Origin of the sequence: Burkholderia sp. b14 (genome assembly GCF_900156195.1) — a bacterium.
Classification (GTDB): Bacteria; Pseudomonadota; Gammaproteobacteria; order Burkholderiales; family Burkholderiaceae; genus Mycetohabitans.
In genome coordinates this window covers 661562-681956 of sequence record NZ_FTPJ01000003.1, presented here as the reverse complement: position 1 = coordinate 681956, position 20395 = coordinate 661562, and the positions used below count along the sequence as shown (strand labels likewise).

17 protein-coding genes and 1 pseudogene are annotated in these 20395 nt (G+C 61.6%); 13 read left to right on the top strand and 5 right to left on the bottom strand.

Going from position 1 to position 20395, the window contains the following annotated elements; translation table 11 throughout:
• Window positions 1-12 precede the first annotated feature (12 nt).
• The gene (locus tag B0B13_RS07485) at window positions 13-1074 is read left to right on the top strand and encodes a sulfate/molybdate ABC transporter ATP-binding protein (RefSeq protein ID WP_076795436.1); all 1062 of its coding nucleotides are present in this window, start codon (window positions 13-15) and stop codon (window positions 1072-1074) included.
• A 17-nt stretch (window positions 1075-1091) separates the two neighbouring features.
• On the top strand, window positions 1092-2018 hold the full coding sequence (locus B0B13_RS07480) for a CysB family HTH-type transcriptional regulator (protein ID WP_076786923.1): 927 nt from the start codon (window positions 1092-1094) through the stop codon (window positions 2016-2018).
• A 53-nt stretch (window positions 2019-2071) separates the two neighbouring features.
• Here B0B13_RS07480 and B0B13_RS07475 read toward each other — a convergent pair whose 3' ends face one another.
• Entirely contained in the window at window positions 2072-2506 is a 435-nt protein-coding gene (locus tag B0B13_RS07475) for a hypothetical protein (protein WP_076795433.1), read from the bottom strand.
• Window positions 2507-2777: 271 nt separating this feature from the next.
• Between B0B13_RS07475 and B0B13_RS07470 the strand changes: the two genes are divergently transcribed.
• From B0B13_RS07470 to B0B13_RS07460, 3 genes are read left to right on the top strand one after another with little or no spacing between them, the layout of a single operon-like run.
• Window positions 2778-4652 carry a sensor histidine kinase gene (locus B0B13_RS07470; RefSeq protein ID WP_237573895.1) on the top strand — a complete coding sequence of 625 codons (1875 nt, stop codon included), beginning with the start codon at window positions 2778-2780 and terminating at the stop codon, window positions 4650-4652.
• Window positions 4649-5098, top strand: a complete 450-nt coding sequence (locus tag B0B13_RS07465) for a response regulator (RefSeq protein WP_076786930.1) — start codon at window positions 4649-4651, stop codon at window positions 5096-5098. Before B0B13_RS07470 ends, B0B13_RS07465 begins: the two co-directional genes overlap by 4 nt.
• 18 nt (window positions 5099-5116) lie before the next feature.
• A complete protein-coding gene (locus B0B13_RS07460; RefSeq protein ID WP_076795428.1) occupies window positions 5117-7120 on the top strand; it encodes a response regulator in 2004 nt (667 codons plus the stop codon).
• Window positions 7121-7187: 67 nt separating this feature from the next.
• Here B0B13_RS07460 and B0B13_RS07455 read toward each other — a convergent pair whose 3' ends face one another.
• The gene (locus tag B0B13_RS07455) at window positions 7188-7652 is read right to left on the bottom strand and encodes a carboxymuconolactone decarboxylase family protein (protein WP_370643211.1); all 465 of its coding nucleotides are present in this window, start codon (window positions 7650-7652) and stop codon (window positions 7188-7190) included.
• Window positions 7653-7767: 115 nt separating this feature from the next.
• Here B0B13_RS07455 and pdxR point away from each other — a divergent pair, with 115 nt between their 5' ends.
• Both pdxR and B0B13_RS19220 read left to right on the top strand, forming a co-directional pair.
• On the top strand, window positions 7768-9285 hold the full coding sequence (pdxR, locus tag B0B13_RS07450) for a MocR-like pyridoxine biosynthesis transcription factor PdxR (RefSeq protein WP_237573893.1): 1518 nt from the start codon (window positions 7768-7770) through the stop codon (window positions 9283-9285).
• The gene (locus B0B13_RS19220) at window positions 9282-9407 is read left to right on the top strand and encodes a hypothetical protein (protein WP_255710744.1); all 126 of its coding nucleotides are present in this window, start codon (window positions 9282-9284) and stop codon (window positions 9405-9407) included. The genes pdxR and B0B13_RS19220 overlap by 4 nt, the downstream gene beginning before the upstream one ends.
• Window positions 9408-9474: 67 nt before the next feature.
• Here the strand turns inward: B0B13_RS19220 and B0B13_RS07445 are convergent, their stop codons facing one another.
• On the bottom strand, window positions 9475-10692 hold the full coding sequence (locus tag B0B13_RS07445; protein WP_076795425.1) for a tetratricopeptide repeat protein: 1218 nt from the start codon (window positions 10690-10692) through the stop codon (window positions 9475-9477).
• Between the two features lie 62 nt (window positions 10693-10754).
• Window positions 10755-11438: a PspA/IM30 family protein gene (locus B0B13_RS07440; RefSeq protein WP_076795422.1), complete on the bottom strand. Its 684-nt coding sequence runs from the start codon at window positions 11436-11438 to the stop codon at window positions 10755-10757.
• Window positions 11439-11788: 350 nt separating this feature from the next.
• On the opposite strand from B0B13_RS07440, the gene B0B13_RS07435 reads away from it, so the two are divergent.
• The 3 genes from B0B13_RS07435 (at window position 11789) to B0B13_RS07425 (ending at window position 15763) form a co-directional block, all read left to right on the top strand.
• Entirely contained in the window at window positions 11789-14281 is a 2493-nt protein-coding gene (locus tag B0B13_RS07435) for a penicillin-binding protein 1A (protein WP_076797208.1), read from the top strand.
• Between the two features lie 324 nt (window positions 14282-14605).
• Window positions 14606-15076 carry a hypothetical protein gene (locus tag B0B13_RS07430; RefSeq protein ID WP_139337360.1) on the top strand — a complete coding sequence of 157 codons (471 nt, stop codon included), beginning with the start codon at window positions 14606-14608 and terminating at the stop codon, window positions 15074-15076.
• A gap of 57 nt (window positions 15077-15133) precedes the next feature.
• On the top strand, window positions 15134-15763 hold the full coding sequence (locus B0B13_RS07425) for a LysE family translocator (protein WP_076795417.1): 630 nt from the start codon (window positions 15134-15136) through the stop codon (window positions 15761-15763).
• A 374-nt stretch (window positions 15764-16137) separates the two neighbouring features.
• On the opposite strand, the gene B0B13_RS07420 is transcribed toward B0B13_RS07425, so the two are convergent.
• Window positions 16138-16785, bottom strand: coding sequence for a TetR/AcrR family transcriptional regulator (locus B0B13_RS07420; protein ID WP_076795415.1), 648 nt, complete (start codon window positions 16783-16785; stop codon window positions 16138-16140).
• Between the two features lie 320 nt (window positions 16786-17105).
• Between B0B13_RS07420 and B0B13_RS07415 the strand changes: the two genes are divergently transcribed.
• From B0B13_RS07415 to B0B13_RS07410, 3 genes and pseudogenes are all read left to right on the top strand, one after another.
• On the top strand, window positions 17106-17537 hold the full coding sequence (locus B0B13_RS07415) for an EthD family reductase (protein WP_237573892.1): 432 nt from the start codon (window positions 17106-17108) through the stop codon (window positions 17535-17537).
• A 240-nt stretch (window positions 17538-17777) separates the two neighbouring features.
• Window positions 17778-18002, top strand: a pseudogene (locus tag B0B13_RS19995) (transposase); the annotation flags it as partial.
• Window positions 18003-18732: 730 nt separating this feature from the next.
• Window positions 18733-20388 (top strand): ShlB/FhaC/HecB family hemolysin secretion/activation protein, encoded by a 1656-nt coding sequence (locus B0B13_RS07410; protein WP_083703677.1) that lies wholly within the window; start codon window positions 18733-18735, stop codon window positions 20386-20388.
• Window positions 20389-20395 lie beyond the last annotated feature (7 nt).

Below are 20395 nucleotides of genomic sequence, written 5' to 3'. Positions count from 1 at the left end.
GCAGAAATTGATATGGGCATTATCGTTCGCAACTTGCAAAAGCACTTTGGCGATTTCGCCGCGCTCGACAACGTGTCGCTGGAATTCCCGTCCGGCGAACTGGTCGCGCTACTCGGGCCGTCCGGCTGCGGCAAGACCACGCTGCTGCGCGTGATTGCAGGTTTGGAGTATGCGGACGCGGGTCAGGTCGTGCTGTACGGGCAGGACGTGAACGACGTCGGCGCGCGCGAGCGTCAGGTCGGTTTCGTGTTCCAGCACTATGCGCTGTTCCGTCATATGACGGTGTTCGAGAACGTCGCGTTCGGGCTGCGTGTGAAGCCGCGTCGCGAACGACCCTCAGAGGCGCAAATCCGGGAAAAGGTCTGCGAGCTGCTCAAGCTTGTACAACTGGATTGGCTTGCGCAACGCTATCCATCTGAGCTGTCGGGCGGACAGCGCCAACGCATTGCGCTGGCGCGTGCGCTTGCGGTCGAGCCCAAGGTATTGTTGCTCGACGAGCCGTTCGGCGCGCTCGATGCCAAGGTGCGTAAGGAGCTACGCAGTTGGTTGCGGCGTCTGCATGACGACTTGCATATCTCGACCATCTTTGTCACGCACGACCAAGAGGAGGCACTGGAGGTGGCAGACCGGATCGTGGTGCTCAATCACGGCCGTGTCGAGCAGATCGGTAGCCCGCAGGACGTCTATGATCATCCGGGCAGTGCGTTCGTCTATGAATTTCTCGGCGCGGCGAATCGGCTGTCCGGCACGCTGAGCGAACAGGGCTTCGTGACGCACGGCGAAGGCGTACGGATCGCCGCGCGGGGTGACTTCAGCGGACCAGCGCTCGCCTTCGTGCGGCCGCACGATCTACGACTGTTGCCGCAGGCGGGCACCGCGCAGGACGGTATCCGCGTGGACGTGCGGCGGATCGTGCCGCTGGGCGGCTCGGTGCGCGTCGAGCTTCAGGCTCAGGCTGGCCAGACGCTGGAAGCGGAACTCGATCGTGACGCATGGCGCGCGCTGGGGCTGGACGTCGGCGACGGCGTGACCGCGGTGCCACGCGCCGTGCGGGTGTTCCCCGCGCAACGATGAGAAATTGAGAAAACAAAATGAACTTCCAACAACTGCGCTTCGTGCGCGAGGCCGTGCGCCAAAACATGAATCTGACCGAAGTGGCGAATGTGCTGTACACGTCGCAATCGGGGGTATCCAAGCAAATCAAGGATCTCGAGGACGAGCTTGGTGTCGATATCTTCATCCGCCGGGGCAAGCGGCTCACTGGCTTGACGGAGCCCGGCAAGGCCGTGCACACGCTGATTGAGCGCATGTTGCTCGATGCGGAAAACCTGCGCCGCGTCGCGCGGCAGTATGCCGATCAGGACACCGGCCATCTGGTGGTCGCCACCACGCACACGCAAGCGCGCTACTCACTGCCCAAGGTTGTGCATCGTTTTAAGGCGATGTATCCGAAGGTCCATCTCGCGCTGCGCCAGGGTAGCCCGCACCAGATCGCGCAGATGGTGATCAACGGCGACGCGGATATCGGCATCGCGACCGAGGGCCTGGACCGCTACGGCGAGATCGTGACGTTCCCAGGCTACTCATGGCACCACACCGTCGTGGTGCGAAGCGAGCATCCGCTCGCGACCCGGCCCGCAGTGACGCTGGAGGATATTGCCGACTACCCGATCATCACGTACGACCAGGATTTCACGGGACGCTCGCACGTGGATCAGGCGTTCGTGCGGGCCGGTGTTGCACCGGACGTGGTGCTGACGGCGATCGACGCGGACGTGATTAAGACGTATGTCGAATTGGGACTGGGCGTAGGCATTGTCGCTGCGATGGCGTACGATCCGAAGCGAGACAGTGAGTTGGTGGCACTGGATACACAGCACTTGTTCGAGCCGAGCACGACCCGCGTCGGACTGCGCAAGGGCGCGTTCTTACGCGCCTATGCATACCGGTTGATCGAGATGTTCGCGCCCCACTTGACTGAGGCCGAGGTGTCCGGCCAGTTGCGCGAAGCCGCCTGACGGCGCGAACGCACCGATGAACGACATGCGGCTGCCCGGCGGCACGCTGTGGATTATGTTTGCCGTGTGCGCAGCGGGCGTCGCGTGTCACGTTCGGCGCCATATGAGCGCCGGTTTGCGATCGAGCAGAATTGAGGCAGGATCGCGGTGCGCGCCCGGCTGGCGAACACCAGGAAGCCGACGCCGTTGGCCTCATACCAATAGCCGCCGCACTCGAGCCCGTCCAGCGGCTGCTCCAACGCATGGGCCACCGATTCGATGCAGCGCCGGCGCAGCTCAGCCGCACGCGGGTAGGGCGGCTGCGCGCCGCGCACCGTGCAGATCAGCACGTCCAAGCCCGGCAGCGCATGCGCATACAGTACGGGTTCGTCCTGGGCGCGGGCGCGCGCGATCTTGGTGTCGAGCTGCGCGAACGGCTCGCAGCCAGCGAGTTGGGCCAAAAAGGACTCGTCGCTGCAGGCGCGTCTGTGCTTTTTTGAAGTGGACATGGTATTCGCCTCGAAACGGCTCGGATGGAATGAAAAGACGGCGGCCTCGGCAAACGCAGCAGCCGTCGTCGTGCAGGCGTTCCGATCTTTATAGCATATTGGCCGATTCGAAAAAATGAATCTGGATCACGTCGCCGCGAGCCTGCTTCGCGATTGAAATATCGGCGTGCAAGGCCGATAATCGTTTGCTGGCCGGCACTGGACCCGTAACGTGACGCCGGCGTTCGATAAGGGGACATGCATTGACGTTCGAGCGGATGCCGGTTGGCACATGAGGCTCTTTACCAAGGGACTATTGCTCGTCGCGGTGCCGATAGTGTGCGAGCTGGCGCTGTTGGTCGCGTTGTTCGGCGTGGAACGGCAAGTGGCCGACGCCGAACGATGGGCGTTGCAATCTAAAAAGGTGATCAATCAGGCCGAGGCGCTGCTTGGTCCGTTGCTGCGCCAGGCGTCGCAATTGCGGGCGGGAATTATCGTCGGTGACCCGTCGTTCGCGGACAAGCGCGCGACATGGATCGAGCTGGCCGACCGGCTTAATGCACTTGAAGCGACAGTAGCCGACAATCCCGAGCAAACGGGTCGCACTGCGCGTATGCGCGAGACGATCGACCGGTATCGCATGCTAACGCAGCGCGTGGCCGAGCAATTACGCGAGGGTGAGCGCCAGCGCGTCATCGAGACATACCGCGGTGAGGAAATGCCGCGCGAGATCAATGAATTTCGCAGCGAGTTGAGCGACTTCGTCGATGCAGAGAACAAGCTGCAGGCGGATCGTAATGCACAGTTGCAAGGCTCGCTGAAGACGCAACAGTTCATGCTCTGGTTTGCGGTGAGTGCGTCGCTGCTAATCGCGGTGATCACAGCGCTTGCGTTTGCGCGACACATCGGCCAGCGGATCGAGGTTTTGACGACGAACGCGCTGCGCCTAGGCACGGGCGAGCCTCTGGGCGCCCCATTGGGCGGCCGCGATGAAATCGCGGAGCTTGACGAGGTGCTGCATGATACGAGCCGCAAGCTGGTGCGGGCGGAACGCGAGCATGCACTGCTGAAGGCCGACCTGCAACGACGTACCGGTGAGCTTGCGCAGGTCAATGAGGAATTGCGTCAACAGACGCAGGACAATGAGATGTTTATTTACAGTGTGTCGCACGATCTGCGCTCACCGTTGGTGAACCTGCAAGGGTTCTCGCGCGAGTTGAAGGTCTCGGCCAGCGAATTGCGCGAGACGATTGGCGAGCTGGATCTGCCCGTGGCCGAGCGTGAACGGCTGCAGCGCATCGTCGACGGCGAGATCCAGGAGTCGATTGGTTTTCTGCAAAACGCGGTCACGCGCGCGGGCGGCATCATTGAAGCATTGCTGCGGCTGTCGCGCGCGGGCCGGATCGAGTACCAGTGGGCGCTGGTGGACGTGAACGCCGTATTGCAGCGGGTGATCGGGGCGCTGAAGAACCAAACGTCGGCGAACGGCGCACGCCTGCTGATTCAGCCGTTGCCGTCGGCATGGGGCGATGCTAGCGCGATCGAGCAGATTTTTGGCCAATTGGTCGGTAATGCATTTGCCTACCTGGATCCGTCCCGCTGCGGCGTGATCGAGGTGGGTTGGATCAATCCGGGCAGTGATGGCGACTCGCCACAGGCCGACGCGCCCACGACACACGTCGCCCAACCTGGGGCGGACGGTCGCATCGCAACGACGCGGCTGACCGGCACGGGCGAGCGCCATCGTATCTATTATGTAAGGGACAACGGGCGCGGCATTCCGGCGGCGTCGTTGCCGAAGGTATTCAGTGCGTTCCAGCGGCTGCATACGGATGCGGGTCCTGGCGATGGGGTCGGGCTTGCGCTGGTCAAGCGGATGGTGGAGCGACATCGTGGACGTGTCTGGGTCGAGTCGGCCGAAGGCGCGGGGTCGACGTTTTACGTCGCGTTACCCGCGCACGCGCCGATGGGCATAGCATACCCGGGAGGTGTCGCGATCGGCCACGCACTGGAGGTAAAAAATCAGGAGCGTGGCAAACGTTTGCCTTACTGGGCACAGCGCGATGCGGGCATGGCCGCTCTCCATGTACTGACCGCGCACCGGGTCGAGGACGCCGGTTCCGGCCCGTATGCCGGTGCATACAATACTTCTTGGGAAAAATCATGACAATTGGGGAGACGGTTAGCATCATCCTAATCGAGGACGACGATGGCCATGCGACGCTGGTCGAGCGCAACCTGCGTCGCGCAGGCCTGACTAATGGCTTCAAGCGGCTATCCGACGGTCACCAGGCGCTGGACTATTTCTTCGGGCCCGCGCCGCTCGGCGATCTGCGCAACTGCGTGGTGCTGCTGGATTTGAAAATGCCGCGCGTGGACGGGGTCGAGGTGCTGCGTCGTCTGAAGGAATCGCCGCAAACCGCGTCGCTGCCGGTCATCGTGCTCACGACCACCGACGATCCGCGCGAAATCGAGCGGTGCTACGAACTCGGCTGCAATGTCTATATCACCAAGCCGGTCGAATACGATGCATTCATCGAAGCGGTCAGGCGGTTGGGCTTCTTCCTTCAGGTCGTGAAGCTGCCGTGCAGCGTGCGGCCGAGCGCACGCTGACCGCGTCCCGGAGTGATCATGTCCAGCGATGCTCACGTGCTGGTGCTCGACGATGACGAGGGCATCCTACTGCTTGCGGCGCGTGCGTTGCGGCGGGCCGGCTATCGTGTCAGCGCATGTTCGACGGTGCAGCAGGCGCTCGATTGCATTGGCGAGCCGTTGCCCGATCTACTCGTGCTCGACTACCGGCTCGGTACGCCACAAACCGGACTGGATTTTTTCCGCGGACTGGTTGCGCGCGGGATCAAACTGCCGGCCATCCTGGCGACAGGCTTTTCGGACGAGTCGCGGATCATTGAGGCGTTGCGTGCCGGTGTGTCCGATGTGGTGCCGAAAGCGGCCGATTACCTCGATTACCTGCCCGAGGCCGTCGAACGTGCGTTGAACGAAGCGCGGATGCGGCGTGTTGTGGCGGAGTCTGAGCGCACGCGCGATCGCGAGCGGCACTATCGGACCATTGCCGAAGCGCTGCCGCATCTGGTCTGGACTTGCACGCCGAGCGGCGAATGCGATTTTCTGTCCAGGCAATGGTCGGATTACACCGGAATGCCGGCTAGCGCGGGACTCGGTGCCGGGTGGTTCGACGCGGTACATGTCGATGATCTTCCCGCACTGCGTGATGCATGGCGACAGACCATCGGGCGGGGCACGGACAGCTTCATCCGTGAGGTAAGGCTGCGGCGTCATGACGGCGTGTATCGCTGGTTTTGTGTGCGAGGCACGGCATTGCACGAAGCAGACGGGCGCATTGTGAAGTGGTTCGGCACGTGTACGGACATTCAAGATCAGCGCGAGGCGAGCGACGAGCGCGAGCGGCTGCTCCAGTCCGAGCAGGCGGCGCGGCAGGCGGCCGAAGAGGCCAATCGTGCGAAGGACCGTTTTCTCGCGATGTTGTCGCACGAATTGCGCACGCCACTTACGCCGGTGTTGGCCAGTGCGCGAATGCTCGAGCGCGCTCGTGACGTTCCCGATCCGGTGCGCTCCGCCATGAAGATCATTCGACGCAACATCGAGTTGGAGGCCCGCCTGATCGACGATTTACTGGATTTGACGCGGGTGGCCAACGGTAAGCTGCTGCTGGCGTTGGAGACGGTGGACGTGCATGAACTCATCGATGCGGTGCTGGAGATTTTTCGCAGCGACATCCAGGTCAAGCAATTGCGTGTGGAACTGGATTGCGCTGCACAGCATCGCTTCGTGCGTGGCGACCGTGCCCGGTTGCAACAGATGTTGTGGAACTTGATCAAGAATGCAGCCAAGTTTACGCCCGAGCGTGGCCGCATCGTGCTGCGCACGCGCGATGCCGAGGCGCCATCCGAAGCGGGTGCACCGCAGATCCGGATTGACGTGCAGGATAGCGGTATCGGCATCGCGCCAGAGCAACTGGGGCGACTCTTCAACGCATTCGAGCAGGGGGGCCAGCGCACCACCCAGCAGTACGGTGGCCTGGGCCTGGGCCTGGCAATCACCAAGGCGCTGACCGACGTGCATGGCGGGACGGTGCACGCTGCCAGTGAGGGGTTAGGGCGCGGCGCCACCTTTACGATCGTGCTGCCTAGTGTCGAGGCACCCGGGCCGGTGATGGAGCGCGGCACGATCGCGGCGGCGCCGCAGCGTGCCACGCTGGACATCCTGCTGGTCGAGGACCACCAGGACACAGCCGACGTGATGGCTCAGCTCATCGCGGGCTTTGGCCACAACGTGATCGCGACCGGGACCGTGGCATCGGCGCTGCAGGCTGCACGGCAGCGGCGCTTCGATCTCGTGGTCAGCGATATTGGCTTGCCCGATGGTACGGGGCTGGACCTGATCACGGCGTTGCGGGGCATGGAGACTGGCGCACGCGTGCCGGCGGTGGCGCTGACCGGCTATGGCTCGGATGATGACGTGCGCCGCTGTCTGGAGGCCGGCTTTATGTCGCACCTGACCAAGCCAGTCAACTTCACACTGCTCGAAGGCCTGATCGAACAGATCGCGATAGCCAAGGGCAGCGATGACGCGTTGTCCACGCCCACCGCTTGATGCTGCGAGCAAGCCGCTATTTTTGCGCTCTCGTGAATGGGGTTTCCGGCCCAGCGGCTCAAGCGGCTCAAGCGGCGCTGGCGGTACGGCGTGTGACCGGCAGTTGCATGCCGACGCCGAGTCGGTTCCAGGCATTGATCACCGCGACCGCGAAAGTCAGGTCGGCAATCTCCGTGTCGCTGAAGTGAGCCTTCAGTGCCTCAAAATCGGCATCGGCTGGATGACCGCCAGGTAGTGTGGTCAGGCGCTCGGCCCAGTTCAGCGCGGCGCTCTCCCGCGCATCGAACAGCTTGGTCTCGCGCCAGGTCGGCACGCTGAGCAGGCGCTGCACGTCTTCGCCTTGCTGAACCAGGTCGTGTGAATGCATGTCGACGCAAAACGCGCATCCGTTGATTTGAGATACACGTAGAAACACAAGGTCACACAACTTCTGGCCGAGTGTGGAGCGTCCCAGTGCGGCATTGACCGACGCCAACGCGAGATAGGCATCTTTGGACAATTCACGGTAAGGCAGGCGGGGTTGGCTCATCATAATTTCCTTTCGTGTCAATGGACTATGAGTCTTTATCGTAAACGGCGAATGGGTTACCGTAAAAGGCCAAAAACGGTTTAAATGATTAGGCCATGATGCAAGTTGGGGCAGAGTGATGACAGTGGAGCGCGGTGGCAAGCGGGCCGTAGTGCGCGAAGGCCGGCCCAGCACGATGCCGACGGCCGATTGGGCCTGCACGCTAGCGCTAGATCGTCGGCGTGGTGAGCCAATGTATCGGCAACTGGTCACCCGGCTTCGCGAGGGAATTCTGGACGGCCGGTTGCCCGCCGGCATGCGGCTGCCGTCCACGCGCTCGCTCGCTACACAACTCAATATCGCCCGTGGCACGGTTGAACTCGCCTACGAGTTGCTCGCGGCGGAAGGATTCATCGAGACGCGCGGCGCAGCTGGCACCCGGGTCAACGCGCGACTCCCACCACAGCATGGACCGGTAAAGCCTGCACCTGCACCGTCGGCCGATAGTGCACCGGTGAGTGCCGCGATAGCCGTAGCGCCGTTGCAAATGGGACTGCCTGCGTTGGACTTGTTCCCACGCAAGCTGTGGGCTCGGGTGGCTAGTCACGAAGGGCGCGTGTTGGCTACGGAGGCGTTCAGTTACGGTGATGCGCAAGGCCAGTCCCGCTTGCGTTATGCGATTGCCGGCCATCTTGCGATAGCACGCGGCATCAACTGCGACCCTGCCAGGATTATTATCACGAACGGGTACCATGGCGCGCTTGGACTGTTGATGACGGGGTTATTGCCGGCGACGGCGTCGCGCCCGATCTGGTTCGAGGATCCCGGCTACCGGCGGGCACGCGACGCGTTGAGGCTGGCCGGCGCGCAATTGGTTGGCGTGCCGGTGGACGACGAAGGACTGGATGTCGATGCAGGCGTGGCGAAGGCACCACAGGCCTACATGGCGCTGGTCACGCCTTCGCACCAAGCGCCGCTGGGGGTATCGCTGTCATTGCCGCGGCGGCTTGCGTTGCTGGACTGGGCGGCGCGCGCCAACGCGTGGGTCGTCGAGGACGACTATGATGGGGAATTCCGCTACTCAAGCCGGCCGTTGCCCGCGCTGGCAAGCCTGGATGGCGGCGAGCGGGTGCTCTACGTCGGCTCCTTCAGCAAGGCGCTCGCGCCCGGCCTGCGGCTCGGCTATATCGTCGCGCCGTCTGCGCTCGCCGGGCACTTGGCCAAGGTGGCCGCGTTGCTAGCGCCGCCCCCGGCCCTGACGCTGCAGGAAAGCATCGCGGCCTTTATCGAAGCCGGACATTTCAGCCGGCATATCCGCCGGATGCGTGCCGCGTATGCGGCGCGGCGCGACGCACTTGCCGCGGCGTTGCACCGTCGCGTCGGCGGCGTATTGGATATTTCGCCCAGCGTTGGCGGCATGCATCTGATTGGCTGGCTGCGTAAGTCTTCCGCGCCACGCGACGGCTCGTTGGCGAACGACGTATTGCTGGCCCGGGCAGCGGTGCGCAGCGGCCTCGCGCCCGATGCGCTGTCGCCGTGGTATTTGCATCAGCGGCGACGTGAGGCGCTGTTGATGAGTTTTACCAACGTGCTGCCGGAACGGGCCGACGACGTTGCCGTCAGGCTGGCCGCCGCATTCGAACGATCCTACGCGTGATGACCACCGAGGAATTATCGCAAGACGATATCAATGCGCCGGCGAGCCGCGATGCGTTGCTGGATGCGGCGCAGCGTTTCATCGGGCGATTGTCCGCCGGCAAATCTATGCTGCAGTCGTAGTCGTAGTCGTAGTTGCGATTGCAGTTGCAGTAGACGTCCCATCGGCTGCGCGCAATGCGTGGGCTGTTTAGGTCCAGTCCGAGTCGTCGTTGTCGCCGACGTCGATGTTACCGCCCGCGTTGTCGCCCCAATCTTCGTTGCCACGGCCGACATCGAATCCTGGGTCACGCTGTGTGCCTGGATGGCCGCACCGGCGCTCGTCGTCGAAGATCACATTGTGCTCGGTCGCCTGCTCGCGGCTGCCCCCGAGCATTTGACCGAGCAGCACGCCGGTCAACAGCCCGCCCATGCTACTCCCACCGCCGCCTGGGTGCTGCACGATCACGGTCGGCTGCGGTTGCGGTTGCGGTTGCGGTTGCGTCGGCGGCGCCGCGCCGCCTTGTGCATGGCCGAACCGTTCGGCTTCTTGGGCATACACGGACGGGTTCCCACTGCTTGACGAGTTACCGGTACCGGTGCCGGCGTTGCCCGCGGCCGCATTCGGCTCGGCTCGTCCTTCAGTGCGGGCCCGGGCGCTGTCCAGACGACGTTTGAGATCCTCGAGTGCGTAGTCTGGCATCGGACTACCGTGGTTCGCAAGTTTGTCGGTCAACTCGCGCAACGCGGTTTCGATCGCGTCGACTTCGCCAAGTAGTGCTTCATGTCCCGGCACCGTCGAGAGGCGCACATCGAGCTTGAGCGAGCGCGTCGCGTTCAGCAGTTCGGTTGCATGCTTGAGTTGCGCGCGACGCTGCTCCTTCGCGCGACTATCATCATTCGAACGTGCGCGCAACACGGTACGTCGCACCAGCAGTACGACCAACGCGAGCACGATAACAAAGCCGATCCACCTGCCGATCGACGGGCTGTGGCGTGACGCCTGCAAAGGCGGCGCGATGGGCGCCACCGCCGTGCCGGCGGTGCCGGGCAGTATCGCGGGCGCAGACGGCAACGGCCTACTGCGCGACACCGCATGTTCGGCCTGTTGCTGCACGCGCGCCTCGATGGCGTTGAACTGCGCGGCGCTGGAGGCAAAGCGCAGTTCAGGGTCGAGCGCCCGCGCTTTCTGAAGTTCGGCCAGTGCGTCCGGGACTCGGCCTTCCTGGGCGAGTACCTGGCCGTACAGGTAGTGTACATGGGCGCTGTTCGGATGCGCGCGCAACACTTCGACGAGCTGGCTGTGCGCCTGCTGCCAGTTGCCTCGTGCAATTGCGTTGTTGACTTCGCGTGTGCTGGGCACCGCAAAGGCTGCAGCCGACGCTGCGATGGCGGCGCCGGCCAGGATGATCGCCAGTAGTTTCTTCATCGTTTGATCGGGCCATGCATCGGCCCATACAGAGGCGTGCGCCGGAGCGCGGCGCACGCGGTTTACGACTGGGCAGTCGTACTGAGCTGCTTCTTCAGCGCCTCGAGACGATCGTCCACAGAGGGCCCCTTGGATAGCGCGGCCAGCTTGTCATCCAGCGCTTTGCCGCTACGCTCGTCGGCCGAGTTCAGCCGCGAGTCGGAGCGCGCGTTCTGCAGCGCGACTTTGTCCTCGAGTTTCTGAAAGTCCTCTGCAAGGTTTTGCCCGCCGATGCCGCCTAGCGCGGTGGCCGCCGTGTCCTTCGCTTGCGCAATCTGCTGCTTGGCTTGCAAGATGTTCGAGCGCGCATTCAGGTCGTTGCGACGTTCGCGCATCTCGTTGATTTGCTGCTTGAGCTGTTCCACCGACGGCTCCAGTGCCGCCAGTTCCTTTGCAATCGCGTCGCGTTCGGCCTGCGCATTCGCCTGGGCACTGAGTGCTTCGCGAGCCAGTGCCTCATCGCCGGCTTGCAGCGCGCGTTTCGCTCCGTCTTCGTACTTCTTCACCTTGTCATCGGCGACGTCGCGCTTGCTGTACTGCATCGCGACCTGCGCCTCGATCTCGATCAGCGAGTTCTCCGCTTTCGCGATGTTGTCGTCGAGTTCGCGTACGATCTGCCGCGCGTCGCGCGCGGGATCCTGGACCGATTCGGCTGCGTCGTTCAACAGGCCCTTGAGCGTACGCGAGATGGTGTTCAGTAGTGACATGAATTCCTCCGTTGATTGGGCCGCGCCCGAGCATCGGCCGCCGCAAATAGTAGGACCGGGCGGGCGGTTGCAAGGGCCGCACTTGTCGCGCCGTTGGCCGGCGTGCGCGCAGCTATGCCTGTGCTTTGACGGGTTGATGGCGGATTCGTTGCGCCGCCGCGCTGTCTGACGTGAGGATCATACACAACGCCGCGCCGACGCGGCACGGTAGCGCGCATCAGCAATTGCTTACAAAAAAGTCGGGGAGAGTGCCGCGTGCACGCATTAAAATGCGCGTTTTGTCGCGACGCCGCAATCCGCACGGGGCGGTAACATCACGCGCGTCGACAAGACCGCGGCGCTATCCTGACATGCCTACCGTAAAACGACCCGATCCGTCCGATCCTCAACGCGGCGAGCGTCGTGCACCACCGACGCGGCAGCGTGCCGCGGCACGCCAGCGGGGCGGGTCGCGCTCGCTGGCTGCCTCGTTTATGCTGGGCTTTGCCGGCCTGGTGGCGGTCGCCGCAGTGATTGGCGCACTGGTGCTGGGCTACGCGCTGGTTGTGATGCGACCAAAGCTGCCATCGCTGGACGTGTTGATTGACTATCGCCCTAAGGTGCCATTGCGCGTCTACACGGCCGACCACGTGTTGATCGGCGAATTCGGCGAGGAGCGCCGCAGCCTTGTGCGAATCCAGGACGCGCCCGACATGATGAAGAAGGCTGTGCTGGCGATCGAAGACTATCGGTTCTACGAGCACGGTGGTGTGGACTTCATCGGTATCCTGCGCTCGGGCATCACGGACCTAGTGCACGGCGGGCGTGCGCAGGGCGCGAGCACAATTACGATGCAGGTAGCGCGCAACTTCTTCCTGTCCAGCGAAAAAACCTATACGCGCAAGATCTACGAGATGTTGCTCGCCTATAAGATCGAGGCGGCGCTGTCTAAGGATCAGATTCTCGAGTTGTACATGAATCAGATCTATCTCGGTCAGCGCGCGTACGGATTTGCCGCGGCGGCCCGCGTGTACTTTGGCAAGGACCTGAAGGACATCACGCTAGCGCAGGCCGCCATGCTGGCGGGATTGCCGAAGGCGCCGTCCGCCTACAACCCGATCGTTAATCCCAGGCGTGCGAAGGTGCGGCAAGAGTACATCCTGAAGCGCATGCTCGAGCTGCGCTACATTACGCAAGACCAATACGACCAAGCGATCCATGAAGACTTGCACGTGCGCACGGCGGGCAACGAATACAGTGTGCACGCGGAATACGTCGCCGAAATGGTGCGCCAGGCGATGTACGCGCAATATCGTGACGAAGCCTATACGCGCGGGCTGACGGTCACGACGACGATCGACTCGGCGGATCAGGCCGCCGCCTACGATGCGGTACGCAAAGGCGTGCTCGACTACGAGCGCCGCCATGGCTATCGCGGACCGGAGGCGGGCATCGAGCTGCCGCCCGCCGGGGGCGAGCGCGATCAGGCGATCGAGGACGTGCTCGTTGACCATCCGGACAATGGTGATTTGCTTGCCGCCGTGGTCATTGATGCGAGCCCGCGGCAGGTCGATGCGCAGTTGTCCGACGGCACCGTCGTGCAGATCAGAGGCGACGGGCTGCGCTTTGCCGCAGGCGCACTGTCGCCCCGTGCGTCGGCAGCAGTGCGGATCCGAGCAGGCTCGGTCATCCGCATCGTGCGCGATGCGAACGGTCGGGCCTCGATTACGCAGCTGCCGCAGGTCGAGGGTGCGCTTGTGTCGGTCGTGCCGCAGAATGGTGCGATCCGCGCGCTGGTCGGCGGCTTCGATTTCAATAAGAACAAATTCAACCACGTCACACAGGCGTGGCGGCAACCGGGCTCGAGCTTTAAGCCGTTCGTTTATTCGGCCGCGTTGGAAAAAGGGTTGGGCCCGGCGACCATCATTAACGACGCGCCGTTGTATTTTCCGCCGACGACACCGGGTGGGCAGGCGTGGGAACCGAAGGACGATGACCAACCTGAGGGCCCGATGCCGATGCGCGTGGCGTTGCAGAAGTCTAAGAACCTGGTATCGATCCGGATTCTGTCGTATATCGGCACGCAGTACGCGCAGCAATACGTGACCGAGCGGTTCGGCTTCGATCCTGACAAAACGCCACCCTATCTACCGATGGCACTGGGCGCGGGGCTGGTGACGCCGTTGCAGTCGGCGGCAGCCTATTCAATCTTCGCGAACGGTGGCTATCGGGTCAATCCGTATTTGATCGCGCAGGTCGACGATGCGCACGGCGAGCCGCTGCTGCAGGCCCAGCCGCTGGTGGCCGGCCAGGATGCACCGCAGGTGATTGCGCCGCGCAATGCGTATGTGATGAACAGCCTGCTGCATTCGGTCGCGTCGGTAGGCACGGGCTCGGGAACCAACGCGTTGCATCGCGGCGACCTGGCTGGCAAGACTGGGACGACCAACGACGCCAAGGACGGCTGGTTCGCCGGCTATCAGCACACCCTGGTCGCGGTCGCGTGGATGGGTTACGACCAGCCCAAATCGCTCGGCAGTCGAGAATTTGGCGCGCAACTGGCGCTGCCAATCTGGGTCCAGTACATGGGGCGCGCGCTGCGCGGCGTGCCGCAGTACCAAGCGCCGGTGCCCGAAGGGTTGACGACGATCGATGGCGAACTGTTCTACGCGGACAAGACGCCGGGTAACGGCTTTGTCGCGTCGATCGGGCTCAACGCGAACGCGCCGGTCGGCGCAAGCGATTCGAACGCACAGTTTGGCACGGTGGGGCCAGGTGGCATGCAACCGCCGGCGCCGCCGCCCGATGTGAATTCGGCAGAGCGCCAGCAGATCATGAACCTGTTTGGCGACAGCAAGCCGTAACACGCGAGCATGATTGCCAGCGTGCCCGTCGAAATGGACGGGCATCTAGTGATGGGCAACCACGGTACACACAACACGCCTTCGATCAATAGCTGGTTCGCTCGTTATCGGCGCTTCCCTGTTCATTTCACATCAACTTCTGTGTCTTGGCTCAATCAGTTCGAACATGGGCACGTTGGCAGCTTGTCCGTCACCCGCTGTGCAATACCGCCGCAACTGAGGTTGCCCGCTGCTGTGGATGCCAGCACCAGCGCGCCTCGCAGTGGCCCGACAACGTAACACGATTTGCTGGCAGAGTCGATTGTACGAATTGGCGAGCATTTATTGCGCAAAGACATCACGGTCCTGCGCAAGTTGCAGCATGATCACCCCGGGCAGTATCCGGATACAGCACATGCTGGGCGGTATCCAGACAGCACACGCTGCACTCTGGAGCGACGCGTGCGGCGCTGGCGGGCAAGTTCCGGCCTACCAAGAGAAGTTTTCCCGCAGCAGCACGAGTGTGGTGCGCAAGGCCTGTCGGATTTTACCGACATGGCTGGGCTACGCGTGACGATCGCCGGCTCGCCATTCGATCACTGGCTGTATCATTTCGTGCTGGCCTTCTCGCGCTGGGAATGCTTCCATGTTGCCAAACGAAGCGAGAGCTTCAAAGCATTATTCACTGACTTGCAAAACACGCTGTGGTTGTCTAGGCGTTGCCCGCGCGAAAATCGCATGCTACACACGCGCAACAATCGCGCTCAGGCTCACGAGAATGGCTATGGGCTGATATTGCCCATGTGTCAGGCTTAATGGCGGCAAGCATGGACGTGGCTTGAGGTGATCGATGAACGGCGATAGGAGCTTTCGATGCTGGACTTTTCGACTTTGGGCACCTTTGTCGTGGTCGTGCTCGGACTGTTGCTGATTCCCGGGCCAGCTGTGTTGCTGGTGCTCACGCGCACAGTACAAGGCGGCCGCACAATCGGCGTATTCACCGGGCTCGGTGTGGCGGCTGGAGATCTTATCCACACGCTCTGTGCAGCAGTGGGCTTATCCGCGTTGCTGATGACCTCAGCGCTGGCATTCAATATCGTTAAGTTGGCCGGCGCCGCGTATCTACTCTATCTTGGGGTGCAGGCGTTGCTCGAGAAACCGACACTTGGGTATGCGCTCACGCCGAAGCCGGCTGCGGTTTCACCTAGGAAGGCCTTTGTTCAAGCGATGCTGATCGAGGTGCTCAATCCAGAAGTCGCGTTGTTCTTTCTTGCATTCCTGCCCCAGTTTGCGCAGCCGGAGCGCGGTGCGACGTTTTGGCAGTTCGTCGTGCTCGGGCTGATCTTTGTCGCCATAGGCATGTTGTACTTGACGGCTGTAATCTTTTCGATACGCTCGCTTGGCCGCATCATGTCGCGTTTACACTGGCTGCGCCGCTGGGAGAAAAAAATGATTGGCATCATCTTCGTCCTGCTTGGACTGAAGCTGGCGATGCAGCAATAATAGGTTTGGTTTGGAGCAACACAACGCATAGCGCCGCCAGCCGCCGCACTTAAAAAAATTAGATTGGACGTTTCATTGGTCTTAGCACCATGCGGTCAGTCAACCCGTTGTTCAATGAAATGGACGGTCACTCGCCGATCCAACGCAGCACGCCGGGCGCTTTGACGCGCTGCGCCAGCGTTCGAAAACGTTGATGGCCAGACACGCCGCTGAAGGTCGGACACGCCGACGTGTTCAAGCGTGTGACCGGAACTGGCGCCCAGTTTCATCCGACAAACGCAGGCCCTGCACCATGTAGCCGCCTCTGCGCGGCCTTATTTGCAGCCTTAGCTGCACCCTATCAGCGTAGCTTTGGCAGCCCAGTCTTGCTTGGCTTAGAGGCGTTCCGCTGATGGGGATTCACTGTCCGTGACTGCTCGCGATGCATCCCAAACCGACATGACATGGGTGATAGCGGCATCTATGACGGTGTGGCGAACGCCGTCTCGAGTTAAGGTGGGCAGCCCTAGCAGGAAACTGTCGAATACCGTAGACAAGGCGCGGACATTGACATTGGCGCGCAGTTCGCCGCTGGCGATGCCCCGCTCAATGCATGCAACAATGCCGGCTCGGGTCTGTGCACGTGAACGCGTCAGCGGTGCGGTAACTGCCGAGTGCTTCTCGGAAGGGGCGCTCAGTACGCCTAAGCCGACCATACATCCCCTCGGATGCCCGCGCTCGCACTGCATCTTGGCCGAACGGCGTAATGCCGTTTCGATGGCATCGCGCGGGGACAGACCGGTGTCCCACAGGCACTCCACCACCCGAGCGTAGGTGGCCAGATAGCGCTGCACGCATTCATGAAATAGTGCCTCCTTAGAGCCGAAGGCTGCATAAAAGCTTGGCGCGGAGATGCCTCCGCCGATGCAGGCCTTTAATTGGCTCAACGACGTCGACTCGTAGCCGTTCTCCCAGAAAAGATGCATTGCTTTCTCGACCGCTTGCTCTCGATTGAAGGTTCGCGGGCGTCCCATTGTCGCCATCTCAAGCTCCAGAATTGCTCCATGGTGAATATACTAAAGATACGTAAATCGTTGACAATCTTGTAGGTGCCCAGTAGTGTACCAATCGATACATAAATTAAAGCAATGCCACTTGCTTACGTTAGTGTCCGGTCGGAAGCGAACAGGACCGAAAAAGCTCTGACCGTCCGCGTACGTAGCGTGGTCGCTTGTGCTTGCCAATGGCGGGTTGTGCACAGGCGAGGTAGCGTCCGTAAGAAATGTATTGATTGGTATATTAATGATGGCTTTCGAGCCATAACAGATCGAATTGCCCCACTTTTTACTGAGGGAACACTGCCATGTTTCAACGCTTCATGCAAATTGTATGCTGCACTTTCGTCCTGCTCGCCGCAGCCCCATCGTTCGCTATTGATAATTTTCTGGTATCAGATCCGGTAGATAGAGGCACCGCTATGAGCACAAGTAACACGCCGGTGGTCGTGTATGTGACCTATCAGGGCACACCGCAAACCTGGTTTGACCGAACCTATTATGTCACCCATCATCTGCCGCTGGTGATGAAGGCTTGGCAACAGTACGGCTTGCTTAGCGCTACTGCGTTTTTTCCTACTGCAGGTCAGGTCGGCACTATCGCCATCTGCGAATGCATTTTCCGCGACGAAGCAGCAGTGAAGGCCGCGTTTAGTTCGCCGGAAGTGCCTGAAGTGATGGCTGACGTACCGCGCTTCACCGATGTGGCGCCCAGTCGCGTGCGCGCGGTTGAGCTTTGATTGGAGGCAAGAAGATGTCCGATCAACATGTTACCTGAGCGCCATGACGATGGCATCGGCTAGCAGGATGCGACGCGACTATTTCTGGGTTCTTGGCGGATGGATCGAACTGGCTCGCCTGACATACCCGCGCAGCGAGGTGGCAACGCCAATGGAAGCAGGTGATACCCGGTGCTCCTGTCTCGGATAGTCGTAACCTACGCCGAAAACTTCGCGGCGGGAATACGCGGGGTACCGGTTCGTATCATGCCAGTTACCAACGCCATTGAAAGCATGCACATGTAGTTGCGTAAGGCCGTGAAAAATCGCGGTCGCTTCCCAAGCGACGAAGCCGACAACAAGCTGATGTATGTAGCCTTGCGCAATATCGAAAAGAATGGGTAGATGCCGCTTATCCCTTGGCGGCAAGCCATCAATCAGTTCGCTATTCTGTCCGGCGAGTGGTTCACCAGCGCCATGAACTGAGATCTTTTAACCAGCCTTAGCACACAAGGTTCCTGATACCTCTTCGCTGGCCGAGACCATCGAGGCGGCCAAGGGGCTGAGGTTGCTCCAGAATCAGGGTCGTTCTGAAATTCCAGCGTTTGGCTGTGGGCCCAACTGTCAAATGAGTTCGGCGCATCCGATAATGAGCTGACTTCGACCACCGCTGCCGACGCATACTATCCTGTGGCGGATCTGGCGGCATTAGAGGTTTGCTTCATCCTTCGAGGTCGGGTAAAGCCCGATGAATCACTCTTAAGCATTGGAGTCTGCACCAAACCAGCTGCGGTTCACTGCTTGTTGCCAATGCTGGTCCGCTGCCTGCAGCGTGGCTGGATGACCCACTCACCGGTGAATGGCACATCATTGGTCGCTCGCCGCGGCCTAATCGATGGAAATTTCGTCTGGGGGGCCTTCACCGGGTCCTTACGGTGTTTCGGCTGGAAACAGCATGTACCCCGATCAACATGGTGGTGCCGGGCCGATCGCTTCTTCATGCCTTTACGCTCGCGGCCAGCCTATAACGGAGGACTGCGGCGGCTGCTCGAGTGTGGAGCGCGCGAGTTCTGCTAGGATTGGCCCTAGCATGCGTTATTTAGCTGCTAGCGCTAGGCAAAAAGTGATTATTATGATAAGGAAAAAGGGGAAGCAGGCGGTTGGTCATCGCCAGTGGGGCGGAAAAGGGGTAGGGTTTTGCGTGGGTCTAGCGCCGATGATGTTGGCGCAAGCGCTACCGCTCGATGGTGCCGAACAGCAGCCGCTGCGCGAGCAGGAACGCGAGCGCGTACTTCGGCAGCAGCGTGAGGCCACGCCGGACGTGCGGTTGACACGCCCGTTAGCGCCTGAGCAAGCGCGTCTTCCCGCGCAAGAGTCGCCCTGTTTTCGCATCGAGCGCATAACACTCGACGGCGACACGGCCACGCACTTCCAATGGGCGTTAGCGGCGGCCAATCCACCGGACGACCCGGCCATTGGCCGCTGCCTGGGCACGGCAGGCATCAACCTGACGATGAAGCGGGTGCAAAATGCGATTGTCGCGCGTGGCTACGTGACCACGCGTGTGCTGGCGGCCCCGCAGGATTTGAAGGCTGGCACGTTGGCGCTCACGCTTATTCCGGGGAGGATCCGCGCGATCCGTTTCACCGACGATAGCAGTCCGCGCGCGACGCGGTGGAACGCCGTGCCGATTACATCAGGCGATTTGCTCAACCTGCGTGACCTCGAGCAGGCGCTGGAAAACTTCAAGCGCGTGCCGACGGCCGACGCTGACATCCAAATCACACCGGCTGAAGGGCCCGACGCCCAGCCTGGCGAAAGCGACCTGGTGATTGCGTGGACACAGGCGCATCCGGTGCGTTTAAACGTCTCTATCGACGATGCAGGCAGCCGGTACACGGGTCGGTACCAGGGTAGCGTGACCGTTTCGTACGACAACTGGTGGACGCTTAATGATCTGTTTTACGCCAGCTTCAACCACGACCTTGGCGGCGGGCATAGCGGCCCCAAAGGCACGCGTGGCTACACCGTTCACTATGAGGTGCCGTATCGTTACTGGCTCCTGGGTTTCACCACCAGTGGCTATGATTATCACCAGCCGGTCGTGGGCGCCTACCAAACCTACCGCTACGGTGGTGATGGCGATCTTACTGAAGTGCGCCTCTCGCGCCTGCTTTATCGCGATGCCGTGCGCAAGACCTACGCTCATGTGCGCGGGTGGCTACGCCATGCGCACAGCTTCATCGATGACACCGAGATCGAGGTACAGCGCCGCCACACGGCGGGCTGGGAAATCGGTTTAAGTCACCGCGAATTCATCGGTTCCGCCACGCTGGAGGGCGGCGTGGCGTATCGCAAAAGTACGGGTATGTTAGGGGCTCAGCCGGCGCCGGAGGAATTTTTTGGCGAGGGGACGTCGCGCCCATCGCTGATTACTGCAGACGCTCAACTGACCATCCCATTGACCATTGCTGCACAGCGACTACGCTACACCACGGCATGGCGCGGACAATGGAGCCGCACGCCGCTCGCGTTGCCGGAACGCTTTTCCATCGGCGGGCGCTATACCGTGCGCGGTTTTGATGGCGAAAGCGCCTTGATCGGCGACCGAGGCTGGCTGGTGCGCAATGACCTAAGCTGGTCGCTGAATCGCACCGGTCAGACGCTTTATTTGGGTGCTGATTATGCAGAAGTGGGCGGGTCATCCGCCCACTTCTTGATTGGGCAGCACTTAGCCGGTGCTGTGATTGGCCTGCGCGGCGGGGCCAAGGGGCTGCTCTGGGACGTTTTTGTCGGTACGCCGCTTAGCAAGCCGGCGGGTTTTCAGACCCGTCGCTTCAACGCCGGCTTTAACGTCAACTGGTCATACTAGGTATCGA